A 22,298-nucleotide genomic window follows, 5' to 3' on the forward strand; every position below is an offset into this window, starting at 1 on the left:
AGGAATACAAGATGAACGTCACGCCGAACGACCTGACTGAGCAACCATCGTTTCGAGAAGTACTCGGCCACCACGCCACCGGAGTAGCTCTCGTCGCCGCCATGAGTGAAGACGGCTTGCCAGTGGGAATGATCGTAGGGACGTTTACATCGGTTTCGCTGACACCGCCATTGGTTGGATTCCTCCCGGGGCATGCGTCGACATCGTGGCCCAAGATCCGCGCTGCCGGCAGATTCGCGGTCAATGTCCTGTCGGACCAGCAGGCCTGGATCTGTACCGAGTTCTCGCGTCGGCACAACAAAGACAAATTTGCCGACATCCCTTGGACGCTTTCGGAGGGCGGGTCCCCGCTAATAGAGGGCTGCGTCGCGTGGGTTGACTGCAGCCTGGCGGACGTCCATGAGGCTGGCGATCACGACATCGCAGTGGGAAGGGTTCTGAACTTAGGGACGGGCAATTCCATGCACCGAATTGGCATTGAAGAAGATCAGAGCCCCCTTCTCTTTCACAAAGGTGGTTACGGCCGCTTCGAACGGATCCTAAAACCTGCCAACTCCACGAATCAGAATCGAGCACATGCATGACACCCGCGTCACCGCGCCAGATGATCCTCGGAACCCTTCTGTCGCCTACGAGTTCCCATGTTGCCGGATGGCGACACCCGGAGGCGGTATCTAACGCGTCCGTCACCTTTAACCAGATGCTGGACTACGCAAACCAGGCAGAAAACGCAAAATTCGACTTCGTGTTCCTGGCTGACGAGCTGAGTGCACCCGAAGCGGACCGTGAAATCCTCAGCCGAGATCCTGTAGTTTATCGATTTGAACCCTTGACGTTGGCCGCGGCGTTGGCGGGCGCGACCCGGGAAATCGGCATCGTAGTTACGCAAACGACAACTTACAACGAGCCCTACCATATTGCTCGAAAGCTCGCCTCCATCGACAATCTCAGCGACGGGCGCGCCGGATGGAACCTTGTAACTTCCTACGTCACGGCTGAGGCATCCAACTTCAGTCGTAAGAACCACCTTTCGAATGTAGATCGCTACGCCCGCGCTGAAGAGTTCTACAAGGTAGTCCGTGGCCTCTGGGATAGTTGGGGCGACGACGCGTTCGTGCTCGACAAAGCATCCGGGAGATACTTCGAACCCTCGGACCTCCACCTTCTTAACCACGAGGGAGACAACTTTCAGGTCCGAGGCCCCCTCAACGTAGTGCGCCCCGTCCAGGGACGCCCTGTTCAAATACAGGCCGGTTCTTCCGAAGGTGGATTGAACTTAGCTGCCAAATACGCCGAAGTCGCATTCACCGCCCAGCGCACAATTGAGGACGCCAAAGCATTCTCTGCCGATCTTCGATCACGGACAGTTCGAGCCGGTAGAAGCGCGGACTCCGTAAAAGTACTCGCCGGGGCTATCCCAGTTGTTGCTGAGACGGAACAAGCGGCTCGAAAGAAATGGGCTGAACTCCAAAGCCTTATCCACCCTGAAATCGGACTCGCCCGCCTGTCCCAGCTGCTTGGCTTCGACGTCACCCGACTGCCTCTTGACGCTCCACTTCCTGAGGAGATACCGGCAACCCAGGCCTACCAGAGCCGACAGCAGCTCATTGTTCAAATGGCGCGCCGAGAGAATTTGACGTTGCGAGAGTTGTATCCGAAGGTGGTTGGTTCCTATGGTCACCCCGTATTTGTGGGCACCGCCACAACAATCGCCGATACCTTTCAAGAGTGGTTCGAAAACGGCGCTGTGGACGGCTTCCTTATCGTCCCAACGTTCCTGCCAGTCGGGCTCCATGATTTCAACCGCTTGGTTATGCCGGAGCTGAAGCGCCGAGGACTGTTTCGCAACGAATACTCCGGCACCACCCTCCGTGACCACTTGGGTCTTGCCCGTCCAGCACATGGGGAAGGTTATGAGTCGTGACAGGCCCTGAGAAGCGCATTGGCACTGACCTCCAAAGCTGCAGCCAACCTCCTCATGGAAAAGTTCGCAAGCCCTCACTTTGGTCGGCCTCCGCGAGAGTAGCCACGACGGCCCTCAAATGACACGAAATACCCGAACACCGGACCGGCCTACCCGCCATTCAAAGACACAACTCACCACATTGAAGGAGAAACACATGGACCTGAACGAACGAGTAATATTCCGCGCCGGAACCCTGGCCGACGTGAGGAAAGGAGAGCTCCTCCGCGACTACGCCATCATTGTCGAAAATGAAAGAGTCACCGCGGTGGAACCCTACTCCCCCGCGAAACACGAAGAATCAGATGCCAAACTCGTCGACCTTAGTGATCACCTCGTCGCGCCAGGACTGATCGACCTCCACACTCACATGATTGGGAACTTGCAAGAAGGAAGCTACATGCCCTTTCTGACCAAGTCCGCCGCTTGGTCCGTGCTTGAGGGAGTAAAGAACGCCGCGACGACTCTCCGGGCAGGATTCACCACCGTCAGGGAGCTCGGGACGTTCAGGGCCTGGGTCGACTGCGATCTGCGCAATGCCATCAACAGTGGCATTGTTATCGGGCCACGTATCTTTGCTGCGGGTGGTTACGTCACCTGTTCATCAGGCGGTGGTGAGATCACGGACCTGGCAGTGGACATCGAATTGCCGCGGGAGTTCCGCATCGGTGTTGCTGACTCTGTAGATGAAGTACGTAAGGCAGTCCGGACCCTTCTGCACGGCGGCTCCGATCTCATCAAGGTCATCGCCACTGGTGCGGGATACGCGGCTGGAACCGTACCGGGTGCCCCGGAATACACCGAGGCAGAGATTCGAGCTGCAGTCGAAGAAGCAGCAGCTTACGGAAAATATGTGGCAGCCCACGCCCATGGAACGGAAGGGGCCCTTCGGGCCGTACGGGCTGGAGTGCGGACACTCGACCATGGCTCGCTGATCGAAGGCCCCGAGATCTTCGACGCAATGCTGGAGCGTGGAACATACTATGTGCCCACCACATATCTTATCCACTGGGTAGACGACCAGCGCGCCTCCGCCGCGTTTCCGGAGGAAGTAAAGCGAAAAATCAGTGAAGCCCGCGGACCGTCAATGCGTGCCCTTCAAACAGCTATTGAAGCCGGCGTAAAACTCGCTTACGGGACCGACGCAATCATCTTCCCGCATGGCGAAAATGCTCGCCAATTCCAAGACTTCATCGACGCTGGCATGTCTCCCATGGAAACCCTGCGCACGGCAACAATCAACGCAGCGGATGCAATCGGCACCCCCGACGTCGGCGTCATCGAGACAGGACGCTTCGCGGACCTGGTCGCTATCAAAGGCCTGCAAGATCTGGGTGATATGTCCGCATTCAACGACATCGACCTTGTATTCAAAAGCGGGTCGCTGGTCCAGTAGTCTCACACCGTACTGGAACACGACACGGCGAATTTGGAAGGGTCAGGAGCCGATAAAGGCCAGCGCGACTCTAGGGCCTCGCCCAACAAGGGGGCGGGGCCCTCTACAACCGCGACCAGCTCATGCCCGACATCCCGGATTACAACTAAGCCGCCCCGTTACGTTTTCCCACCCGCCTTGTCATGGCAGGGCACCTTACGTCTAGGCTGACTTTGGCGAGTGATCCCAACCATGACGACGGAGGACGACCATGACCGAATCAAATATCCAGGCCCGGGCAGAGAAATTGAAGGCTCTGCATGAGGCACCGGAAATCCTGAGTGTGGTCAACGTGTGGGACGCCGTCAGCGCCTCGGCCGTTGCAGCCCTTCCTGAGACGAAGGCCATTGCCACGGCCGGGCACTCGATTGCGGCCGCGTATGGCTACGCCGATGGAACCATGCCCCTGGATATCGCGCTGGATGGCGTCAAGAGGATCGTCAACGCGGTTGAACTTCCGGTCACCGCAGACCTCGACGACGGTTATGAAGACCCAGCCGAAACCATCCGCCGGGCGATTGGCATCGGCGTCGTAGGCGCCAATGTCGAGGACCGCTTGCGTCCTTTCGATGAAGCCGTCGCCCGAGTGAAGGCGATAGTCGACGCCGCCAACGGCGAAGGCATCGCGTTCCAGCTGAACGCACGCACCGACGCCATTGCGAAAGGTGGCGACCGCCCGATCAAGGACAGCATTGAGGACGCCATTGCCCGTGGTCGCGCCTTCCTCGATGCAGGAGCAGCGTTGGTATTCGTCCCTGGCGCCCTGACACGCGACGTTATCGAACCGCTCGTCGCAGGCCTCGGACACGGCAAATTGTCTGTGATCGGCGCCCCCGGAGCGCTTCCCGCAGCTGATCTCCAGGAACTCGGCGTCGCGCGTGTTTCCTACGGTCCCTTTACCCAGCGGGTCGCCTTGCGCGCCCTCCAGGATCTAGCCGCCGATCTGTACGGTTCCGGCGTCATCCCCAAGGACACCCCGGCCCTGAACTAAACCAAAGAAACCGGTCCCCGCATCATAGGCGGGACCGGTCAGGTGCCGGATCGCGTGTTGAAGGCTGACCCCGCCTTGCGCAAGAGACGGGCATCCGTGCCCGCTGGAAGGGAACTTGGCCTTCGCTTGGCGAAAGCAAAACCCCCTCTGACGAGGGGGTATGCCGTGCCCGAGGTGGGACTCGAACGGGATTCCCAGCCTTGTCATTGCGGGGAACTCGCGGAAACGTGCGGAAGTCGGGCCAATTCGGTGGCAGTACGAGGAGGAAGTGTGGACATTATCCACACTTCCTTTTCGCTCGATCCGCCGAGGAACCGCCAGGCCCGATTGCCTCCCTGCCTACTCAAATCTCCGAAGAACATGTCGAGGCCTTCCAAACGGCCCGGCGACAGAACGTCCATCGTCGGCGTTTCCGTTTGGGTGCTCAGTAAATGAGGGATTCGTGCTGTCCGGTTTCATTGCAAATGTCAGTCTTTGCATTCAACCTGTCAGTTAACGGATTCCGGACGAGCCTCAGTTAAGTTGTCAGGCGCGGCCTTTTGGCGTTGGCAACGGCCGTCTGCCGACGTGCCAACTCCTGGAAGGATCGACCTAAGGCGATCTTATTGGACGTCAACCGCTCCCAAGCTACGGAACTGACGTTCGTTCCCTGGCAGTTACTCTGACTGGCGGAATGACCAAGGGTCAATAACAGCAGACAGGCTAGCCGTAAATCCCCGCATGTAGATCGTGTTATGGTGCCATCCCAATGGAAGGATATCTGCATCCGAGACGAGGGCACGTTCTGCCGCCTGCCACTCAGGACATCCCGCAGTTCCGACGGTCTTCATTGCCGCGGCAACGTTCTTGTTGTATGTAGGATTCTGAATATTCGAGAAATTGTTCGACGTATCGCCGCTGAAGTAAGGAACCAGAACGGTGGGGAACGAGTTATTGACGTTCATGTCCGCGATGTCCCAGTCTGATGAACCTGGCTTGAAGAGCATGTCGATGATGGTCGGGCTATCTGCAGATTTCAGGGTCACATCAACTCCCAGCTTTTTCCAAACGTCGGCCTGGTGCTCAAATGCCGCATTCTTCTCAGCTCCAGAGCGGTAAACGAAGGTGATGGCTAGCTTTTGGCCATCTTTGCTGCGCACACCGCCATCTGACATGTTCCACCCGGCATCATCAAGTGTCTTGGCCGCGGCATTCACATCAAATGCCGGAATGGACTTGTAGACGTCGTCAACGGCACAGGTCCGCGGCACACCGCCAAGGAGGGACTGGGCAGGACTTCCCTTACCGCCGGCAAGAATGTCGATGATTTCCGAGGTATTCGTGCTTTGCACAAGAGCCTTCTTGACCGCAGGATCTGAACTTACCCGTGAACTTCGCTGGTTGAAAAACAACTCACTCGGAGGAAGCTGGATGGAAAGGCCTTTCATCTTAAGTGCGTCAAGCCGCACAGCATCCGCTCCAGTGACAGAGGCAATATTCGTGTTTCCGGAAACAAGCAGGTTGGCCCGAGTTGTGTTGTCGCCCACAACAGTGATCACTACTGACTTCGGCAATCCTGGAGTTTCAGAAGTTGTTCCCTCAGGGCCCCAGCTATACCCCGAGCGACGGGTCATCGTGTAGCTCTCTCCTGGCTTCACGTCAGTGAGGGTGTAGAGGCCGGTTCCACCAAATGCTCCAGCAAACTTGGAGGGGTCCTTAAGTGCAGCGCTACATGCAATGAAAACACGGCCAATGTTCTCAACGAGGAAGGGCGACGGTGTCGCCGAGGTCAAAGTAACGGTTCGGGTCGCGTTGTCGGCCGTAGCCTTCAAATCCTCCGGAACGGTCACACCCAACTCGGACGAGTTGTTCTTTGCATCCGTAATCCATGTGAAATTATCTGCTACCGTCTGGGCCGTCAGTTCGGATCCGTCGTTGCAGGTAATTCCGGGCTTCAGAGTGAAGGTGGCTTCTGTGGTCGTCGCCGTCCATGATTCAGCCAACCAAGGCCTTGGCTTTCCATCATCATCCAAAGAAATCAAATTATCATAGCCAAAGGCGATAACCTGCTTACCATCTGAAGATGGATTCATCAATGGAAATATGTTGCCGGGATCAACAGCACCTGCGATTTTCAGTGTCCCGTCGGTCACAATTTTCCCTGACGATGACGATCCACTTGGGCTTGATCCGCAGGAACTCAGGGCAAGGGCTCCTGCCGCAAAAATCGCAGCACAAGGAATAATTTTCTTGTTCATGAATGCATCTTTCAAGTTGTAGATTCGAGAAAATATCTATAACAACTGGTCGAGGGTCACACGGATATCTGTGATTCGAAGGCACTTCCGGCTCCTGCGGCCTCGATCAGCGACCGCGTACAAGCATGCTGGGGGTTCGGGGGGCGACGTATGCAATTCAGGGGCTGGTTCCGCCAGACTTCTTCGGTGGCCGCGCAGCTCCGTCCACGCCCGGGACCAAGACCTAGGGCTGCTCCGCGTCCGTTGGAGACGCCGCTGTTTTCACTTTGTTCATGGACACGATCTTGTCAGTGTGACGCGGATCATGTCCCGGGCGCATCGCACCGGAAATTGGGAATGAATGGTCAGATCTAACAACCGACTTCGGGGCGAGCAGGCACGCTGCTTGCATGGAGGTAATCACCCGCAGAGGTTCGCCCGCATCTGGGTGAACGCTGGTGCCGTTGCGTTACTACTCCCATCGGAGCGGAGGGGCATGACCCAAACTGTACGTTCCTGCGCGTTTGACCTGCTGCGCTGGTGTCGGTTCCTGGTTGTCATCGACACCCTTTGGGACGCTGTGATGAGGGAAGACGTGGGGATCTGGTGTTGTGGATGCGGCAACGGCGACAGGCATGTCCGACACCAGCAACCCGCTCGGCTGCAACAACTACGTCCAGTCACCGAAGGGGTAAAGACCAGCCCACTCAACTGCTGTCAGTCGAGTAGCGCTACGCCGAATTCAGCGACGACGGCCCGCAATTCCTTGAGGTAGCGCTGCGCTTGGTCGGTGAGAGGAATCGCGGCGTGGCCGATCCAGCCGATCTCGATGCGTTCGTCAACGTCGAGCGGGATAGCGACGATCTCCGGGTCGAGTTCCCCGCTGATGATGCCCGTCGAGATCGTGTAGCCATGGAGCCCGATCATGAGGTTGAAGATCGTCGCACGGTCAGAGACCCGGATCTCCTGCTTACTGGACAAGGTGGAGAGAATCTCCTCGGCGAAGTAAAAGGAGTTATTCGCACCTTGATCGAAAGTTAGCCGCGGCAAGCCGGCGAGATCGGCGAGAGTCGCACGCTTTTTTGAGGCGAGCGGGTTTTTCCGTGAGATGAAAATGTGCGGATCGGCGAGGAAGAGCGGAGTGAATGCGAGCCCGGATTCCCGGAGCAGCTTGTCGATGATCTTCCTGTTGAATTCGTTCCGGTAGAGGATGCCTATCTCGCTGCGGAGCGTCCGCACATCCTCGATGATGTCCCAGGTGCGGGACTCACGCAGCGAAAACTCGTATTCGGCCACATCGGTGGCCTTCACCATCCGAACGAAGGCGTCCACTGCGAAAGAGTAGTGCTGCGTTGACACCCCGAGCAGACGTCGTGTCGGGGGCCTACCAAGGTAGCGCTGCTCGAGGAGAGCGAACTGCTCGACGACTTGCCTCGCATAGCCGAGGAACTCTACCCCGTCTGCAGTGAGGGTGACCCCGCGGGCGGAGCGAACCAGGAGCGCACGGCCCACCCGGGCCTCAAGGTCCTTCATCGCTGCGGACATGGTGGGCTGCGCTACGTAGAGAAGATCTGCAGCCGCGGAGATCGACCCCTCCGCTGCGACATCAATGAAGTAGCGGAGTTGCTGCAGGGTGAGTCCGCTCGAAAGTTGGGGCATAGGAAAAGTCTATATGAATGCATAGTAACGCCTAGTTACCCGATACCTTCGGGAAGGTTGCACCATGGATACATCACCTTCTGAAAGGCCGTCTCCGGCCCATCAACGGATTGGCAGCACATGGCAGACGACTTCACCTTCAGCATTAGCACGACCCGCTTCGACGAGGACTACTCCCCGTCGGAGGGCTCCCGGATCACGACTAATTTCGCCAACCTGGCACGGGGCGAGCACCGCCAGGAGAACCTCCGCAACGCCTTGACCATGATTCGGCGCCGCTTCAACGATCTCGCAAGCTGGGACAACCCGGACCGGGACCGCTACACGCTCGAGCTTGAGATAGTCTCCGTGCAGATAGAGTTCACTGCCGAAGGCACGGATCAGCAGTTCCCGCTGTTCGAGGTTCTCGACATCCAGATTGTCGACCAACTGAACGGGGTCCGCCACCAAGGTATCGTCGGAAACAACTTCTCCTCCTACGTCCGTGACTTCGACTTCAGCGTCGTACTGCCAGCGGCAGCAGGGGTCTCAGGCAAGCCCACTGTTCCCGAGGACTTCGGCGATCTTCACGGCAAACTGTTCCAGCACTTCCTCGATTCCCCGGCATGCCAGGAACGCTTCCCGCAGCCGCCAGTGGTGTGCATCAGCGTTTCCACGAGCAAAACGTACCGGCGAACGGAGAACCGTCACCCGGTCCTGGGCGTCGAGTACCAGCAGGACGAGTTCTCGCTGACGGACGCGTACTTCGCGAAGATGGGTCTCCAGGTTCGCTACTTCATGCCACGCGGCAGCGTAGCGCCGCTCGCGTTCTATTTCCGCGGCGACCTGCTCAACGACTACTCCAACCTGCAGCTCATCGGCACGATCAGCACCATGGAGACGTTCCAGAAGATCTACCGACCGGAGGTCTACAACGCGAACTCCGCCGCCGCTGCGATCTACCAGCCGAGCCTGGGAGAGCAGGATTACTCGCGGACCCAGATCGCTTACGACCGCGTCGAGCGCAGTCAGCTCGCGATAACGCAGGCGAAGTACACGGAGGAGCACTTCATCACGCCCCACAAGGACCTGTTGGACCAGTGGACCGCCAAAACCCCCGCTCTCGTCAACTGACCCCCGGAGAATCGTCAATCATGAACACACTATTGCCCACCACCCTTGTAGGAAGCCTGCCGAAACCGTCATGGCTCGCACAGCCGGAGACTCTTTGGTCCCCGTGGAAGCTGGAGGGTGATGCCCTGCTCGAGGGCAAGCAGGATGCACTGCGCATCGCCATCCACGAGCAGAGCCGACGCGGCATCGACATCGTCAGCGACGGCGAGCAAACCCGTCAGCACTTCGTCACCACCTTCATCGAGAACCTCAGCGGGGTCGACTTTGAACAACGCAAAACCGTGCGCATCCGCGATCGCTACGACGCGAGCGTGCCGACCGTCGTCGGAGCTGTGCGCCGAGAGCGGCCGGTATTCGTCGAAGACGCAAAGTTCCTCCGCGCAACCACCGACCGGCCGATCAAATGGACTCTTCCCGGTCCGATGACGATGGTGGACACGCTCTACGATGACCACTACAAGAGCCGCGAGAAGCTGGCCTGGGAATTCGCCACAATCCTGAACCAGGAGGCGAAAGAACTAGAGGCGGCCGGCGTGGACATCATCCAATTCGACGAGCCCGCGTTCAATGTCTTCCTCGACGAGGTCAAGGACTGGGGCGTGGCTGCGCTTGAGAGAGCGACGGAAGGGCTGCGTGCGGAGACCGCAGTCCATATCTGTTACGGCTACGGGATCAAGGCGAATACTGACTGGAAGGCGACGCTCGGCTCACAGTGGCGGCAGTACGAGGAAACGTTCCCGCTGCTTAAGAGCTCCAGCATCGACATCATCTCGTTGGAATCCCAGAACTCCCACGTGCCCATGGACCTCATCGAGCTCCTCCGCGGCAAGAAAGTCATGCTCGGGGCAATCGACGTCGCAAGCGAGACCATCGAGACCCCGGAGGACGTCGCCGACACCCTCCGCAAAGCCCTGCAGTTCGTCGATGCGGACAAGCTCATCCCCAGCACTAACTGCGGCATGGCACCGTTCCCCCGGGACGTCGCGCTGGCCAAGCTGAGCGCTCTCAGCGCAGGGACGAACATCATTCGCGAGGAACTCTCCGGCTCCGCCCCCAAGGTGTCATAACGATGTTTCACGCCTACCCCACAGACACTTGGCTCGAGGCTCCCAGGCAAGGCTTCCCGTCCTCCCTCTCGGCCGACGAATTCAAGGCACTGTTTCGCGGCCACCCGGGAGGTGTCGCCGTCATCACGGCGGATGCAGGCGAAGGACCGGTGGCGCTGACGGTATCGTCGGTCGTGTCAGTGAGCGCGGAACCTCCGTTGCTGATTTTCTCGGTCTCGGCGCTGTCGTCTGCATCTGAGGTGCTTTCACGCGCCGAAACCGTCGTCGTGCACCTGCTGGACGCGCACGACGTCGACTTGGCGAAGTTTGGAGCGACCCCCGGCGCCAACCGCTTTGACCAGACGCACCGCTGGTCGGCCCTTGCAACCGGCGAAGCGGTCTATGACGATGTCCGCGCCTGGGTGCGCTGCGCCATCATCAATCGCATGGAGGTGGGGACATCCACTATCATCGCCGTTCATGCCCTGGAGTCCCGTGTAATGCGTGACGTCCAATCGGGCGAACCCGGCGACGCTCTGGTCTACCACAACCGTTCGTGGCACCGCCTGGGCGAGCATTCCAGGCTTGAAGGCTAAGCGCCGCGCCAACAATGCGAGGCAGCAAACCGAACGGCGTACGACGGCGGGAGCATACCTCCCGCCGTCGTCCTCGTTAACATCGGAGCGTCCATCGACTTCCTGAATGGCTCGGATGCAACCCTTGGCCTGCACGCTTGCGTCGGTTCGGTTCGCCCCCGAGAAGCTCCCGCCGAAAGCGCTTTGACGGCCCCATGCCGACGATCGATGAGTTCCGTCATGTCTCCGCGTACACCGAAGCGAACCGCTCGCGCTCCTGCGTGAGGTCATGAACGGCTCCGACGTTCACATCGTCGCGGTGACGAGATTGAGCCCTAGAACTGCCGGAGCCCTTTCGACAAACCCCAAACAAGACACATGAGTGCCTATCGGCATGGAAGCCCGACCGAACTCCCCGCGCCAGAACGCCGAATGACTGGACGCAGCGGGATCACCCCCCTTCATCAAGTACTTGGCCGGGACGGCACGGAGGAACATGACCAAGCCCTTCTGGCCAGCCCGACGACAAACGTCCACTGTCGGCGTTCAATGCGGATCTACTCAATTAGGCAAGCGCATTCATCCCTGCTTTTCTGGCTTCGGATATGGGGATGCTTCAGAAGACGTGAACCCATGAATCATGGATTCTCAGCGGACCTGCGTAAGCCATCCTCCAGGGCCCCGAGCACTAGCTCGACGGAGTCCGGTCGGGCGTTGGGCCCCATGGTGCCGATTCTCCATAGTGAGTCTGCGTAACGCCCGACACCGGCGCCGATTTCGATGCTGAACTTCTCCATCAAGTGGCGTCGCACTCTTGCGGAATCCACGCTATCGGGAACCCTGACAGTCGTGAGGCTTGGCAGACGGGAGCCTTCTTGGGCGAAGAGTTGCAAGCCCATATTCTCCAGTCCTTCGCGCAACGCCCGGCCCGCGGCCTCATGCCGCGCCCATACGTTATTGAGGCCTTCGTCTAGGATCCGGCGTAGCCCGGCTTCGAGGGAAGCGATCATGGCGACCGGTGCGGTGTGGTGGTAGGTTCGGCTGGTCCCTTGGGCCGCGCCGACGTAGCCACCAAGTAATCCAATGTCCAGGTACCAGGAGCGTGGGTCTTTAACTCGTTCATCGAAGGCCCGCTCCGACACAGTGAAAGGTGATAGTCCCGGGGGAACGCCAAGACATTTTTGGGTTCCGGAGTATCCGATGTCGATGCCCCACTCATCGGCCATTACCTCGATGCCGCCCAGGGAGGTCACTGCGTCGATGATGAGCAACGCATCACCCTTGCCCGTGCCAAGCTCGGAAATGTCGGACAGGACTCCGGTAGATGTTTCGGCGTGTACGGCTGCAATCACTTTTGGACTCGGGTGAGCCTGAAGAACGCGTTCGGTGTCAATGGGTGTCCCCCAGTCATGGTCTACACGGATTACTTCTGCGCCGCAGCGTCGTGCTACCTCGCACATGCGTTCGCCGAAGAGCCCGTTGACTGCGATGACGGCAATATTCCCCGGGGACACCGTGTTCACGAATGCTGCCTCCATTCCGGCCGAGCCGGTGGCACTCAGAGGCAGCGTGCGGGCGTTGTTTGTTCCCCATACGGTCCTCAGTGAGTCACACGCGCTGTCGAGGATTGTGATGAAATCGGGGTCGAGGTGGCCCAAAACTGGTCGGCCCAAGGCTTCGGTGGCTTGGGGGTAGCAGTTGCTGGGACCGGGCCCGAACAGGTGGCGGCGGGTTAGTAGCGTGGTCATGGGTGTGCTCCGTGTCAGGTTGTTGTGCAGGATCGCACTGTTAGCCGACGACCCGCGTCATGAGGTCGATGAAGTTGCCGCCCAAGGCGGCCTCAATGGTGGTGTCGTCCAAATCGCGGATGATCAGTTCCCGGGTGATGTTGGGGAAGCCCTGGTAGGTTTTGATGCCTTCGGCGTAGGGGTACCACGGCGGACTTTGCAGACAGCCCGGGCCTTCCCACTTCATGCGTTTCACATAGAGTGTGCCGTCGTACTGGATGTTGAGATAGCCGTTGTCGTCGACGTAGGCGGTTTCGTAGACGCTGCGCCGGCCCTTGGGAAAGTCCGTGCAGACTCCCACCCCAGTCGGGCCGAAAACGCCCAGCGTATGCAGGAGGTGATCAACCATCTTCGCCACCGTGGGCTGGTAGTCGTCGTTGATTTCCAGGGGCATGGTGCTCATCATGCCGCCCTTGTCGGCAACGACTTGCATGGTTTCGTCCGTGGCGTTCCTGCGGTTGCCGAACACGGAATAGCAGTTGTTGTGGGAGAAGTATGGCGGTGCGGTGGATGCTTGGGCGGCCGTCAGTTGGGTCCGCTTTCCTCCGTGGGAGAGATCGACGAGCATGCCGACCCGGTTCATCTCGGCGATCATTTCGTGGCCAATACTGCTGATCCCTGAGTTTTCCGGTTCGGCGCAGCCGTCGCCAAGGAAGTTGCGTTTGTTGTAAGTGATGGCCGAGGAGACGATGCCCATATCCCGGAAAAGCTCGACGTTTCCCGGATCATCCCCGAAGGGCTTGGCGTTTTGGAAAAGGTAGTACACGCCGATGCGTCCGTCGGCCTTGGCCTGTCGGATGTCATCAGCGCAGGTGACCTTCATGAGGTCTGCGGAGTGTTTGCGGATGTTTCGGTTCCAGAAGGTGATCTGGTCCATGGCAGCCCGCTGGTCATGTTCCTCCGCCGAGAGGGTCATCCCCACGCAGTCCACGCCTCCGCGACGAAGGAGGGCGATGGATTCGTCCAGGGATCCATCCCCCCCAGGCGGAATCGCGCCGCAGGTGTCCACCACGGTGGCTCGAGCGTGGAGTTCTTGGGCGTGATGTTCTTCGTCCCGGTTCAGCTCCCGGGAAAGGTAGGGGTGTTCAAGCTGAGTTTGTGTCATCGTCGTCTCCCAGTTGGTCTTTGCCGGTAGGGTCCTCGATCATTGCGAGAAGGTTCGTGTCAACTGCGAGGAGTCCTGCCCGGATGAGCGCGGCTTGCCAGGCTCTGAATTCCGCCGGAACGGCTTGTGGTGTCTTCGCCCAGAATCCGATCCTCTGGAACTGGGCAACCGTGTCGTGCAACTCCCGTGGCGTGATAGCTGGAAACCATTCCTGCGCCGCGATGGCCACATCGGCCGGGTTTTGCTCCGCCAGCCAGGCTTGGGCTTTCCCCAAGGCAGAGCGGAAGGCATTGAGTTCGAAGAGGTGCTCCTGCGCCCAGGACCGGGTGGCGCAGTAGACGGACCACGGGACGGGGCCCAGCCCGTTGGCGAGCGGAACTACTTCCCGGAGTCGGGGGTCCTGGGCTTCTTGTCCACCGGCGAGGAGGAAGTCCCCTGGTCCGGTGAGGAATTCCTCCACCACCGCTTCCGGTTGGTACCCGACCAGGAGCCTGATGTCCCCCAGCGGGATGCTGCGTTGGTGCAGGATGTCAAGGAAAGCCACCCACGATGTTGGGACGAAGGTCGGCGCAACGAGTATGACCCGGCCCCGAAGCGCATTCCAGTCAAAGTTCTCCGGGCTTCCATCCACCGCCATATCGCCGGTTTTTTGGAAGAGAAAATGCCGGGTCTGGGTGTTGCTCACGGCGACCACAGTGCTGGGCGTCGTTCTGCTGAGCCGGTCGGCGAAGACGACGCTTCCCAGAACAAGGTCGGCTTCACCTCGAACCACTGCATCGGTGATTGTTCCGTGCCCTGGCGGCTGCTCCAGCACATCAACGGTGATCCCTTCAGCGGCAAAGTATCCGCGGGAGATCCCCACATAGTGTGGCAGGTAGGCCAGGTTCCGGGCGGCAGCGATCCGGATGCTGCCCCCCGGACTTGGCGAATGCTGTTCAGGCATGGAACACAGGCCTGGCTTCGTTGGCCTCTTCGAGCGTCTGGTCCTTGGTTTCCACACCGGCCAGCGCCAGGACGGCTGTGATGGCGAACATGACCGCCATGGTGGTGAAGACCCCGGGGAGGCCGGCTTTATCGAAGATCAGAGCGATCAGGGGCGGCATGACGATGATGCCCAGACCGCCAGTGCCTTTGACGAAGGAGACACCGAATCCGCGGACCCTCGTGGGGAAGAGTTCAGGAGCCCAGGACCACAGGGTGGTGGTCAGCAAAAGGGTAAAGAACTGGAACAGGGAGCCAAAGACCAGAATCAGGGGGTCCGTGTTGGCCATCAGGCCGAATCCCAGACCAACGAGGCAGCCAAGTACGGCCCCGGCGACCATCACGGTGCGGCGTCGGAACCGGTAGGTGATCGTCGCTGCACACAGGGCGCCGAGGAGACTGCCGATCTGCATGATGAGTGTGTACAACAGACTCTGGCCGATGGTTGAGCCGCGCGCAACAAGGAACGTTGGCATGAGCGTAAGCAGTGACATCTGCGCGGCTACGACCATGAAGTACGCGCCGCTTGCCGTTGCTGTGCGGCGCCGCAGTCCGCTGGTAAAGATCTCTCCGAGGCGGATCTTCTGGGGGCGGACGGCGACGGCGCCGTCTTCAGCGTGGAGGTCTTCTTCCTTGATGTGGATCTCTTCGTCCGGAATCCTGCCGGCTGCCAGCGCTGTGAGGCTTCGGTTGGCGCCGGCGATATCGCCACGGGTGAGAAGGAAACGCGGAGATTCGGGCATGTTCCGGCGGATCACCAGCACCAGAAGGACGGGCAGGATCAGCAATCCAAAGAGCCAGCGCCACGCGACCTGCGGTCCGCCAAAGAAATCCCCGAGGGCGACCAGGACCAACGCGGCGTAGGCGGGAGCCACGACGTTGCCGAGCCCGCCAGAGCCCACGTTGAGGGCTGCTACCGCTTGGGCACGATACTTGGTGGGCATGATCTCGCAGATCAGCGCAATTCCGACGGCGAGCTCGCCGCCGAGGCCAATGCCAACGATCAACCGCGACCCCATGAGGACTTCATAGTTAGGGGCCAGGGCGCACAGGACGCCACCCACCGAGTACACGACGAGGTTTGCCACGAGCGCGAACTTGCGTCCTTTGATGTCGGAGAGCATTCCGCCAAGGTAGGCCCCGATGGTCAGGCCGATGAAGGTCATGGAGCTGATCAACGCAAATTCGGCTTTCGAGATGCCAAACGTTGCGATGATTTGCGGGCCTGCGAGGCCCAAAGAATTGGATTCCAGAATGTCGAAGAACATGCCTGCCACGACCAACAGGATCGTCGCCCAGTGGGTCCGGGTGAGCGGAATCTTGTCGACCGATTCGGAAAGCTTCAGCAGCATGGAATTAAGTCTGGGCCCGCCGCCCTTAATGTCTAGTGAACTCATTTTCTGCCTCCTGAGAATGGGCTAAATGCTTCAGGATCCGCAAGCAGCGCCTTTGCTGACCTGCGTTTTTACTGGAGCCCGGAACCTGAACCCGACTGGGCTTCTACGTGATCCGTATTACCAAATTTACTTCATCATCAGTGATGATGCAATGATTTTCGTCCTGTATCTCCTGTGTTTCAACGGCGTTACCCGGTTGTCGACCTATGGCGGTGCTGGGAACTAGCGGGCCATTGCGGACAGGGACAGGCCACCGTCCAGGACCACGGTTTCGCCGACTGCGTAGCTTGCCTCGGGGCCTGCAAGCCACAGGTAAATGCCAGTGATTTCGTCTATCCGGGCAGGACGTCCGAGCGCCCCGCTGTAGACGTCAGTGGCCGCGGTTTCGCTCAGAAACCGGGTCTGAACGTCCCCCGGGCACACTCCATTGACGAGGATCCCCGAGGGCGCAAGTTCCATGGCCATGGACTTCACCAACCCCATGAGCCCCCACTTGGCGGCGGCATAGACGGCGTAACCGGGTTCGGCCGCAATGCCCGCCACTGAGGACGTTGCGATGACCCGTCCGGAGACGCCGTCGGCCAACATGCGGGCCGCGCCGTGTCGCATCGTATTGAAGGCGCCTTTGAGGTTGTTGTCCATCAGCCACCCCCAAGTCTCGTCCGAGGTCTCAAGGGCGGACTGCCCAGGGAGGGACACCCCCGCATTGGCGATGACGACGTCAAACGGATACTCGGCATCGGCAAAGAAGCACTTCATGGCGTCGCTGTCGGTGACATCGAGTTCAACGGCCGTTGCATCGCGGATGCCTTCAGCGACGCGTCGTGCTTCGTCTCCGTCTCTGTCGAGAAGGGTGACGAAGGCACCTGCCGCCGCGAAGCGCTCGGCGATCCCGCGGCCGATCCCGCGGGCTGCCCCGGTTACCACGATCCGTTTGCCGTTGTGCGGCGAATGTGTGTTCATGTCAGGGCCGCCCCTTCTCGATATTGTTGTCCGGTTATTGCAGCGGACTGGAGAGCGACTGCCCGGGCGCGTGCAGCTGGATGCTCCCGGAAGTCCTGGCCCTCCAGGGAACAAAGCAGGGATATCAGCGCGGTCATGTCCGGTGTCGGAATTCCGGCTTGCAGGCCGAGGTGTTCAAGGGGAACGAGCCCACAGGGGACGTCTTCGGTTACGAGACGCCGCTGGAAGGTTGGTCCGATTCTGGGTGGAGTCGTTTCCCGGGCGTCCGGCCCGTAGGCGCGGGCAGCGAACGAACTCCTGCCCAGGCAGTACCGGCCCATGCCAAGTGCCTTCATGACAGCGAGCCGTTCAGCGTCCAACCCATTGCGCAGCGATTCCAGCGCCGGCGCTCCGAAGTCCCCCAGATGAAAGGCTCCCTGGGGCGGGATCAACCCGTGCGCCTCCCGGGAAGCTGCGACGGCGTTCAACACGGCCGCCGGGACGTGAGCAATGGGATTCGGGTTGTTCAGGGATGAGGCGAGCTGGTGCCGTGCTGCGGCAGCGGCCGGAAACCAGGGTTTCAGCACGGAGGCACCTCTGGTGGCGGCCTCCTCGGTGATGCCGGAGACTTCGAACCAGCTTTTGACCGCGGCGACATGCACCGAACCGTCACCGGATGCATATGAAAGATGTGGCGAGGTGTTCATGGCTATGGCGGATTCATCGCCGCCGGCGAACCCGGCGTCAGAAAGCGCCCCGGCAAACACGGCCGCCCCGTTGACGTAGCCCGTCACGAGTACACAGAGTTGACCCCTTTTCAGGGTTTGGGCCAGACTGCGCGCGACGGCGATGTGCCGGTCGGCGGTGGTCGCAATGAAGATCACGTCGCATTCGGCCAGGCTGCTGTAGTCGTTCGACAACTCCGGCAGGGCAAACGTGCCGCTTCCCAGGTGACCGCTCATCGTGAGTTTTCCGGAGCGGTGAAGCCTGTCCAACAATTGGTGATTCTGATCGACCATGTCCCGGACGGTCGTACCTTGTTGCATCAAGTGCGCGGCAAGCGCCAGTCCGGCGCTGCCGCAGCCGACGATCCCCACCGTGGTCATGGGCGGCCCTCCGGGCGGACCAGCTGACCATGGCCTGGCTGGCCGCGCAGTTCGCCGTCTTCGGCCACCAGGGTTCCGCGGACATACGTGGCGACCACAGACCCCCGGGTAGCCCGCCCGGCCCAGAGTTTCGCAGCGGACCGGCTCACCGAGTGCTGGCCGCTCGGATCGATGACTCCGAGTCGATCCATGTCCACAAGGATGAAGTCCGCGTCGGATCCCTCGCGCAGGTGACCTTTGGAATGAAGCCCGAAAACCTGCGATGCCCTCTGCGAAATGACCCTGGTGAGCTGAGGCAGGCTCAATTGTCCATCGTTGACTGCGGTCAGTAACGCGGGCAGGACAGATTCGAGCCCGTGGACGCCGGAGGGTGCGCTCCAAATGTCAGACCAGCCCTTGTCCTTATCCTCGATGGTGTATGGCGCATGGTCGGTGCCGATGTAGTCGATCGTGCCGTCGGCAAGGCCTGCCCATAAAGCCGTCACGTCGTCATGATCGCGCAGCGGCGGGTTGACCTTGGCATAGGGACCCAGATGCTCGCTGTTGGACAAAGTGTGGAACAGGTGATGGGGGCATGCCTCTGCGGTCACGTCCTGTCCCCGGGCCTTGGCCCGGCGTACTTGTTCTACGGCGGCACCGGTGCTGATGTGGGCAATGGAAAGCCGGCTACCTGCGGCGCCTGCCAAACGGATGGCGCGGGCAACTGCCTCTTCCTCAGCCACGGGTGGCCGCGATTCGGCGTGTGCCCTAAGGTCGTTGCGGCCGCGTGTTTTCATTAGTGCCGCCAAGCATCCGCAGATGGAGTCGCTTTCAGCGTGAACGACAGCTACTCGCCCGGTTGCCGCGATGGCCTTCATGGCAGCCAGGAAGGATGTATCGTCTGGCAAGGCGCGGGTATCGAATCCGGGATCCGCTCCGGGTCCGGGAGCGTTCATGAAGGACTTAAAAGCAATCGCTCCGGCCGCAGCTTGTTCGGCGATTTGTGCTGTATTGGTGTGGCCGGCGCCTCCATACAGCCCGAAATCGACATAGGCTTTGGGGCCAACGACGTCGTTCTTGTAGTGCCAGCTTTTGGCATCGGCGACCGCGGGAATTCCTGAGGGCATCTCCAGGACGGTGGTGATCCCGCCAACGGCCGCGGCGCTGGTGCCCGTGCCGAAAGTTTCCCGATGTGGATGCCCTGGGTCCCTGAGGTGCACGTGGGTGTCGATCATTCCCGCCATGACCATGAGGCCGTGTGCGTCAACTGTCTGAGAGTTGGGCGTCGCAGGCAAGGCTGGCTCAGTTGTGCCCCTCGCGGCGTGTTCGCGGATGCCGGCGATCTTGCCGTCCTGGACCAGCAGGTCCGCGTCGATGATCCGGTCGGGAAGCACGACACGCCCCCCGGCAACGACCAGCGCGTTTCGTGACGCCCCCATCAGTGGTCGGCCATCATGATCACGGCACCCTTGGACTGGGTGAAGCCAAGCAGGGCCTCGTAGCTCTTCGACGTCCCGTAGCCCGATTGTTTCCGACCGCTGAACGGCAGTTCCACCCCGTTGGAGAACGTGTTGACCATGACTTGGCCGCACTGCAGGTCCCGGATCATTCGGTGGGCGCGACCAACGTCAGCGGTCCACACGCCTGCCACCAGGCCGTAGTCAGTTCCATTGGCCAGGTCCACTGCTTCTTCAGTGCTGTCGAAGCTTGTCACCGTCAGCACGGGTCCAAAGATTTCCTGTTGCGCGATCGAGGCGGTCGGAGCCACGCGATCAAAAATCGTGGGAAGCACGAAGTTTCCTCTGGACAGTGACTCTTGCTCGGGCACTCCCCCACCCACCAGGAGTTCACCCTCTCCCCGACCAAGGGCAATGTAATCGAGGACCCGCGCTTGCTGTTTACGGGAGATCACCGGACCCAGTCCAGGGTTCTCCAGTCCCGGACCGAGGGTGGTTCGCTGGAAGATACGCACGAGCCGGTCGACGAAGTCATCGTGGACGCTGTCGTGTACCAGCAGGCGGGAGCCGGCCGAACACGTCTGGCCGGCGTTCTGCAGGATCGAAGCCGCAACTGCTGCAGCAGCGGCGTCCATATCTGCGTCCCCGAAGACGATGTTGGGTGACTTTCCGCCCAGTTCCAGATCTGCCGGGACGAGGTTGGCCGCCGTTGCCTGCCCGATCTTCACGCCCACCGGCACAGAACCGGTAAAGGAGAGCTTGCCCAAGCCGGGGTGCGCCGCCAACGCTGCCCCCGCTTCGGCCCCGATACCTGGGACTACGTTGAGGACGCCGTCCGGCAAACCAGCTTCGGACATGATCTCGGCAAGACGCAACGCGGACAGAGGAGCTTCCTCCGCGGGCTTGAGAACGCAGCAGTTTCCCGCCGCGAGAGACGGTGCGAGAGTCCGGGTCGCCAGTCCAAGGGGGTAGTTCCAAGGGGTGATGTGCCCGGTGACCCCGTACGGTTCCCGGACCGAGAAGGTCATGCGGTCCGTCGCTGCGGGAATAATGCTGCCGAAGACAGCCTCCACCATATTGGAGTAGTACTCAAAAAACCGAGCTGCAAAAGAGACGTCCACAACGGCTTGTCGCAGTGGTTTGCCGGTGTCCTGGCTTTCGATTCTGGCCAGTTCGTCGCCGTTCGCCACGATGGCCGATGAAATACTCCGCAGAACCAGGGCGCGTTCGGCCGCCGTCGTCCGTTTCCACCCGCCGTCGTAAGCCGAGCGTGCCGCCCTCACGGCCTGATCAACTTCATCGGCCCCGCAGGCCGCCACCGTAGCCAGTTCAAACCCTGTTGCGGGGTCCAGGACCGCGAACGATTCCTGTGTGTCCACCGCTTTCCCGTTGATGTGGGCCATCCTGCGCTGTGCGCCCAGTACCTGATGCGTCATCGTTCTCCTCCAAAGTTTGTTGCCTGTAGTGGTAGTTCCGCAGTGGGCCGTTCCCGGATCCAATGCCTGGCGATCGCCTCGCGGGTGCTGAACAGCACATCCCCGGCACCCAGCGCATATTCGACAAAGTCGCGCATTCCGGCCATTCGACCGGCCTGTCCGGTGTGACGGGGATGGATGCCGATCGACATCATCTTCGGGAAACCCCGTTGTCCTTCACGCCTGAGCTCGTCGAGGCCACGGCGGCATGTCTCCCAAAAATCGAAGGGACTGGTGAAACCCATGGGCTGAACAAGGCGGCCCTCGGTGTAGGTCAGGGTGTACGGAACCACCAAATGCTCGCGGGCTCCGACCTCCGTGAAATAGGGAAGGTCATCGTTGTAGGCATCGGAGTCGTAGATGAACCCGCCTTCTTCGACCAGCAGGCGACGGGTGTTCAAGCTCGGCCCCGTCCGCGAACGCCAACCTACCGGTCGTCGTCCGCACGTGCGTTCTATCGATTCAACCGCCAGCTTGATCCGTTCCTGCTCCTGGCTCTGCGTCAATTCCCCGGGATCAGTCCAGCGCCAGCCATGCGCACAAATGTCATGCCCCCGTTCTGCCACCCACTGGCAGACCTCCGGATTCTTTTCCAAGGCAACCGCAGGAGCGAAGAGCGTGGCAGGAAGACTGTACTCGTCCAACAACTCGGCGATCCTCCAGATCCCCGCCCTGCTGCCATACTCATAGATCGACTCGACGGCAAGGTCACGATGCCCGGGTTTGGCCTCGCGTCCCGGCCCCAGGGTTTCGCCATGCGGGTCACCATAGATAACGCTTCGTTCGGCGCCCTCTTCATAGGCGATGCAAAAGTTGACCGCTACTGCAGCGTTCTCCGGCCATCGCACCCGGGGTTTCCGTCGGCCGTAGCCGATGAAGTCCCGCGCCGGACCCACATCACTTCCTGAACTTTCCATTGCCGCCACCCACACTTCGCATTGAGGTATTACTTACTGGAATATCTCTTCATCACCAATGATGAAGTAGATTGCGGAGGGCGTCAACAGTCACAGGAAAGAAGCCTTGAGTCGGGGTTGTGGGAAGATAACTTACGTGCGGGCGGCCACGTCC

At 60.2% G+C, this 22,298-nt stretch carries 18 protein-coding genes; 7 read left to right on the forward strand and 11 right to left on the reverse strand.

Features of this window, described 5'->3' with window-relative positions:
* The first annotated feature begins 11 nt into the window (after positions 1-11).
* The 4 genes from ACFRJ9_RS14245 to ACFRJ9_RS14260 all read left to right on the forward strand — a co-directional run bounded on the left by ACFRJ9_RS14245 (position 12) and on the right by ACFRJ9_RS14260 (position 4,389).
* Complete coding sequence (locus ACFRJ9_RS14245; RefSeq protein WP_377669047.1) at positions 12-584, forward strand: flavin reductase family protein; 573 nt, start codon at positions 12-14, stop codon at positions 582-584.
* A gap of 20 nt (positions 585-604) precedes the next feature.
* Complete coding sequence (locus ACFRJ9_RS14250; protein WP_377669263.1) at positions 605-1,924, forward strand: LLM class flavin-dependent oxidoreductase; 1,320 nt, start codon at positions 605-607, stop codon at positions 1,922-1,924.
* A gap of 196 nt (positions 1,925-2,120) precedes the next feature.
* Positions 2,121-3,359, forward strand: a complete 1,239-nt coding sequence (locus ACFRJ9_RS14255; RefSeq protein ID WP_377669050.1) for an amidohydrolase family protein — start codon at positions 2,121-2,123, stop codon at positions 3,357-3,359.
* Between the two features lie 250 nt (positions 3,360-3,609).
* Positions 3,610-4,389: an isocitrate lyase/phosphoenolpyruvate mutase family protein gene (locus ACFRJ9_RS14260; protein ID WP_377669053.1), complete on the forward strand. Its 780-nt coding sequence runs from the start codon at positions 3,610-3,612 to the stop codon at positions 4,387-4,389.
* A gap of 656 nt (positions 4,390-5,045) precedes the next feature.
* Here the strand turns inward: ACFRJ9_RS14260 and ACFRJ9_RS14265 are convergent.
* Both ACFRJ9_RS14265 and ACFRJ9_RS14270 read right to left on the reverse strand, forming a co-directional pair.
* Positions 5,046-6,626 (reverse strand): ABC transporter substrate-binding protein, encoded by a 1,581-nt coding sequence (locus ACFRJ9_RS14265; RefSeq protein WP_377669056.1) that lies wholly within the window; start codon positions 6,624-6,626, stop codon positions 5,046-5,048.
* Positions 6,627-7,322: 696 nt separating this feature from the next.
* Positions 7,323-8,264 (reverse strand): LysR family transcriptional regulator, encoded by a 942-nt coding sequence (locus tag ACFRJ9_RS14270; RefSeq protein ID WP_377669059.1) that lies wholly within the window; start codon positions 8,262-8,264, stop codon positions 7,323-7,325.
* A 120-nt stretch (positions 8,265-8,384) separates the two neighbouring features.
* On the opposite strand from ACFRJ9_RS14270, the gene ACFRJ9_RS14275 reads away from it, so the two are divergent.
* The 3 genes from ACFRJ9_RS14275 to ACFRJ9_RS14285 are packed head-to-tail and all read left to right on the forward strand — an operon-like array spanning position 8,385 to position 11,019.
* On the forward strand, positions 8,385-9,377 hold the full coding sequence (locus ACFRJ9_RS14275; protein ID WP_377669062.1) for a DUF1852 domain-containing protein: 993 nt from the start codon (positions 8,385-8,387) through the stop codon (positions 9,375-9,377).
* Between the two features lie 20 nt (positions 9,378-9,397).
* Positions 9,398-10,444 carry a methionine synthase gene (locus ACFRJ9_RS14280; RefSeq protein WP_377669065.1) on the forward strand — a complete coding sequence of 349 codons (1,047 nt, stop codon included), beginning with the start codon at positions 9,398-9,400 and terminating at the stop codon, positions 10,442-10,444.
* A gap of 2 nt (positions 10,445-10,446) precedes the next feature.
* A complete protein-coding gene (locus tag ACFRJ9_RS14285; protein WP_377669068.1) occupies positions 10,447-11,019 on the forward strand; it encodes a flavin reductase family protein in 573 nt (190 codons plus the stop codon).
* Positions 11,020-11,636: 617 nt separating this feature from the next.
* On the opposite strand, the gene ACFRJ9_RS14290 is transcribed toward ACFRJ9_RS14285, so the two are convergent.
* From ACFRJ9_RS14290 to ACFRJ9_RS14330, 9 genes are all read right to left on the reverse strand, one after another.
* A complete protein-coding gene (locus ACFRJ9_RS14290; RefSeq protein WP_377669071.1) occupies positions 11,637-12,746 on the reverse strand; it encodes a pyridoxal-phosphate-dependent aminotransferase family protein in 1,110 nt (369 codons plus the stop codon).
* 40 nt (positions 12,747-12,786) lie between these two features.
* Positions 12,787-13,890, reverse strand: coding sequence for a membrane dipeptidase (locus ACFRJ9_RS14295; protein ID WP_377669074.1), 1,104 nt, complete (start codon positions 13,888-13,890; stop codon positions 12,787-12,789).
* Positions 13,871-14,833, reverse strand: coding sequence for an ABC transporter substrate-binding protein (locus tag ACFRJ9_RS14300; RefSeq protein ID WP_377669077.1), 963 nt, complete (start codon positions 14,831-14,833; stop codon positions 13,871-13,873). Before ACFRJ9_RS14300 ends, ACFRJ9_RS14295 begins: the two co-directional genes overlap by 20 nt.
* The gene (locus ACFRJ9_RS14305; RefSeq protein ID WP_377669080.1) at positions 14,826-16,268 is read right to left on the reverse strand and encodes an MFS transporter; all 1,443 of its coding nucleotides are present in this window, start codon (positions 16,266-16,268) and stop codon (positions 14,826-14,828) included. Before ACFRJ9_RS14305 ends, ACFRJ9_RS14300 begins: the two co-directional genes overlap by 8 nt.
* Before the next feature lie 222 nt (positions 16,269-16,490).
* Positions 16,491-17,231 (reverse strand): SDR family NAD(P)-dependent oxidoreductase, encoded by a 741-nt coding sequence (locus tag ACFRJ9_RS14310; RefSeq protein WP_377669083.1) that lies wholly within the window; start codon positions 17,229-17,231, stop codon positions 16,491-16,493.
* Complete coding sequence (locus ACFRJ9_RS14315; protein ID WP_377669086.1) at positions 17,228-18,316, reverse strand: NAD/NADP octopine/nopaline dehydrogenase family protein; 1,089 nt, start codon at positions 18,314-18,316, stop codon at positions 17,228-17,230. The genes ACFRJ9_RS14310 and ACFRJ9_RS14315 overlap by 4 nt, the downstream gene beginning before the upstream one ends.
* Positions 18,313-19,734 carry an allantoinase AllB gene (gene allB / locus ACFRJ9_RS14320; protein ID WP_377669089.1) on the reverse strand — a complete coding sequence of 474 codons (1,422 nt, stop codon included), beginning with the start codon at positions 19,732-19,734 and terminating at the stop codon, positions 18,313-18,315. The genes ACFRJ9_RS14315 and allB overlap by 4 nt, the downstream gene beginning before the upstream one ends.
* On the reverse strand, positions 19,734-21,188 hold the full coding sequence (locus ACFRJ9_RS14325) for an aldehyde dehydrogenase family protein (RefSeq protein WP_377669092.1): 1,455 nt from the start codon (positions 21,186-21,188) through the stop codon (positions 19,734-19,736). The genes allB and ACFRJ9_RS14325 overlap by 1 nt, the downstream gene beginning before the upstream one ends.
* Complete coding sequence (locus ACFRJ9_RS14330) at positions 21,185-22,144, reverse strand: polysaccharide deacetylase family protein (RefSeq protein ID WP_377669095.1); 960 nt, start codon at positions 22,142-22,144, stop codon at positions 21,185-21,187. The genes ACFRJ9_RS14325 and ACFRJ9_RS14330 overlap by 4 nt, the downstream gene beginning before the upstream one ends.
* Between the last annotated feature and the right edge of the window lie 154 nt (positions 22,145-22,298).

The sequence above is a fragment of the Paenarthrobacter sp. NPDC056912 genome, assembly GCF_042786555.1.
Taxonomy (GTDB): domain Bacteria; phylum Actinomycetota; class Actinomycetes; order Actinomycetales; family Micrococcaceae; genus Arthrobacter.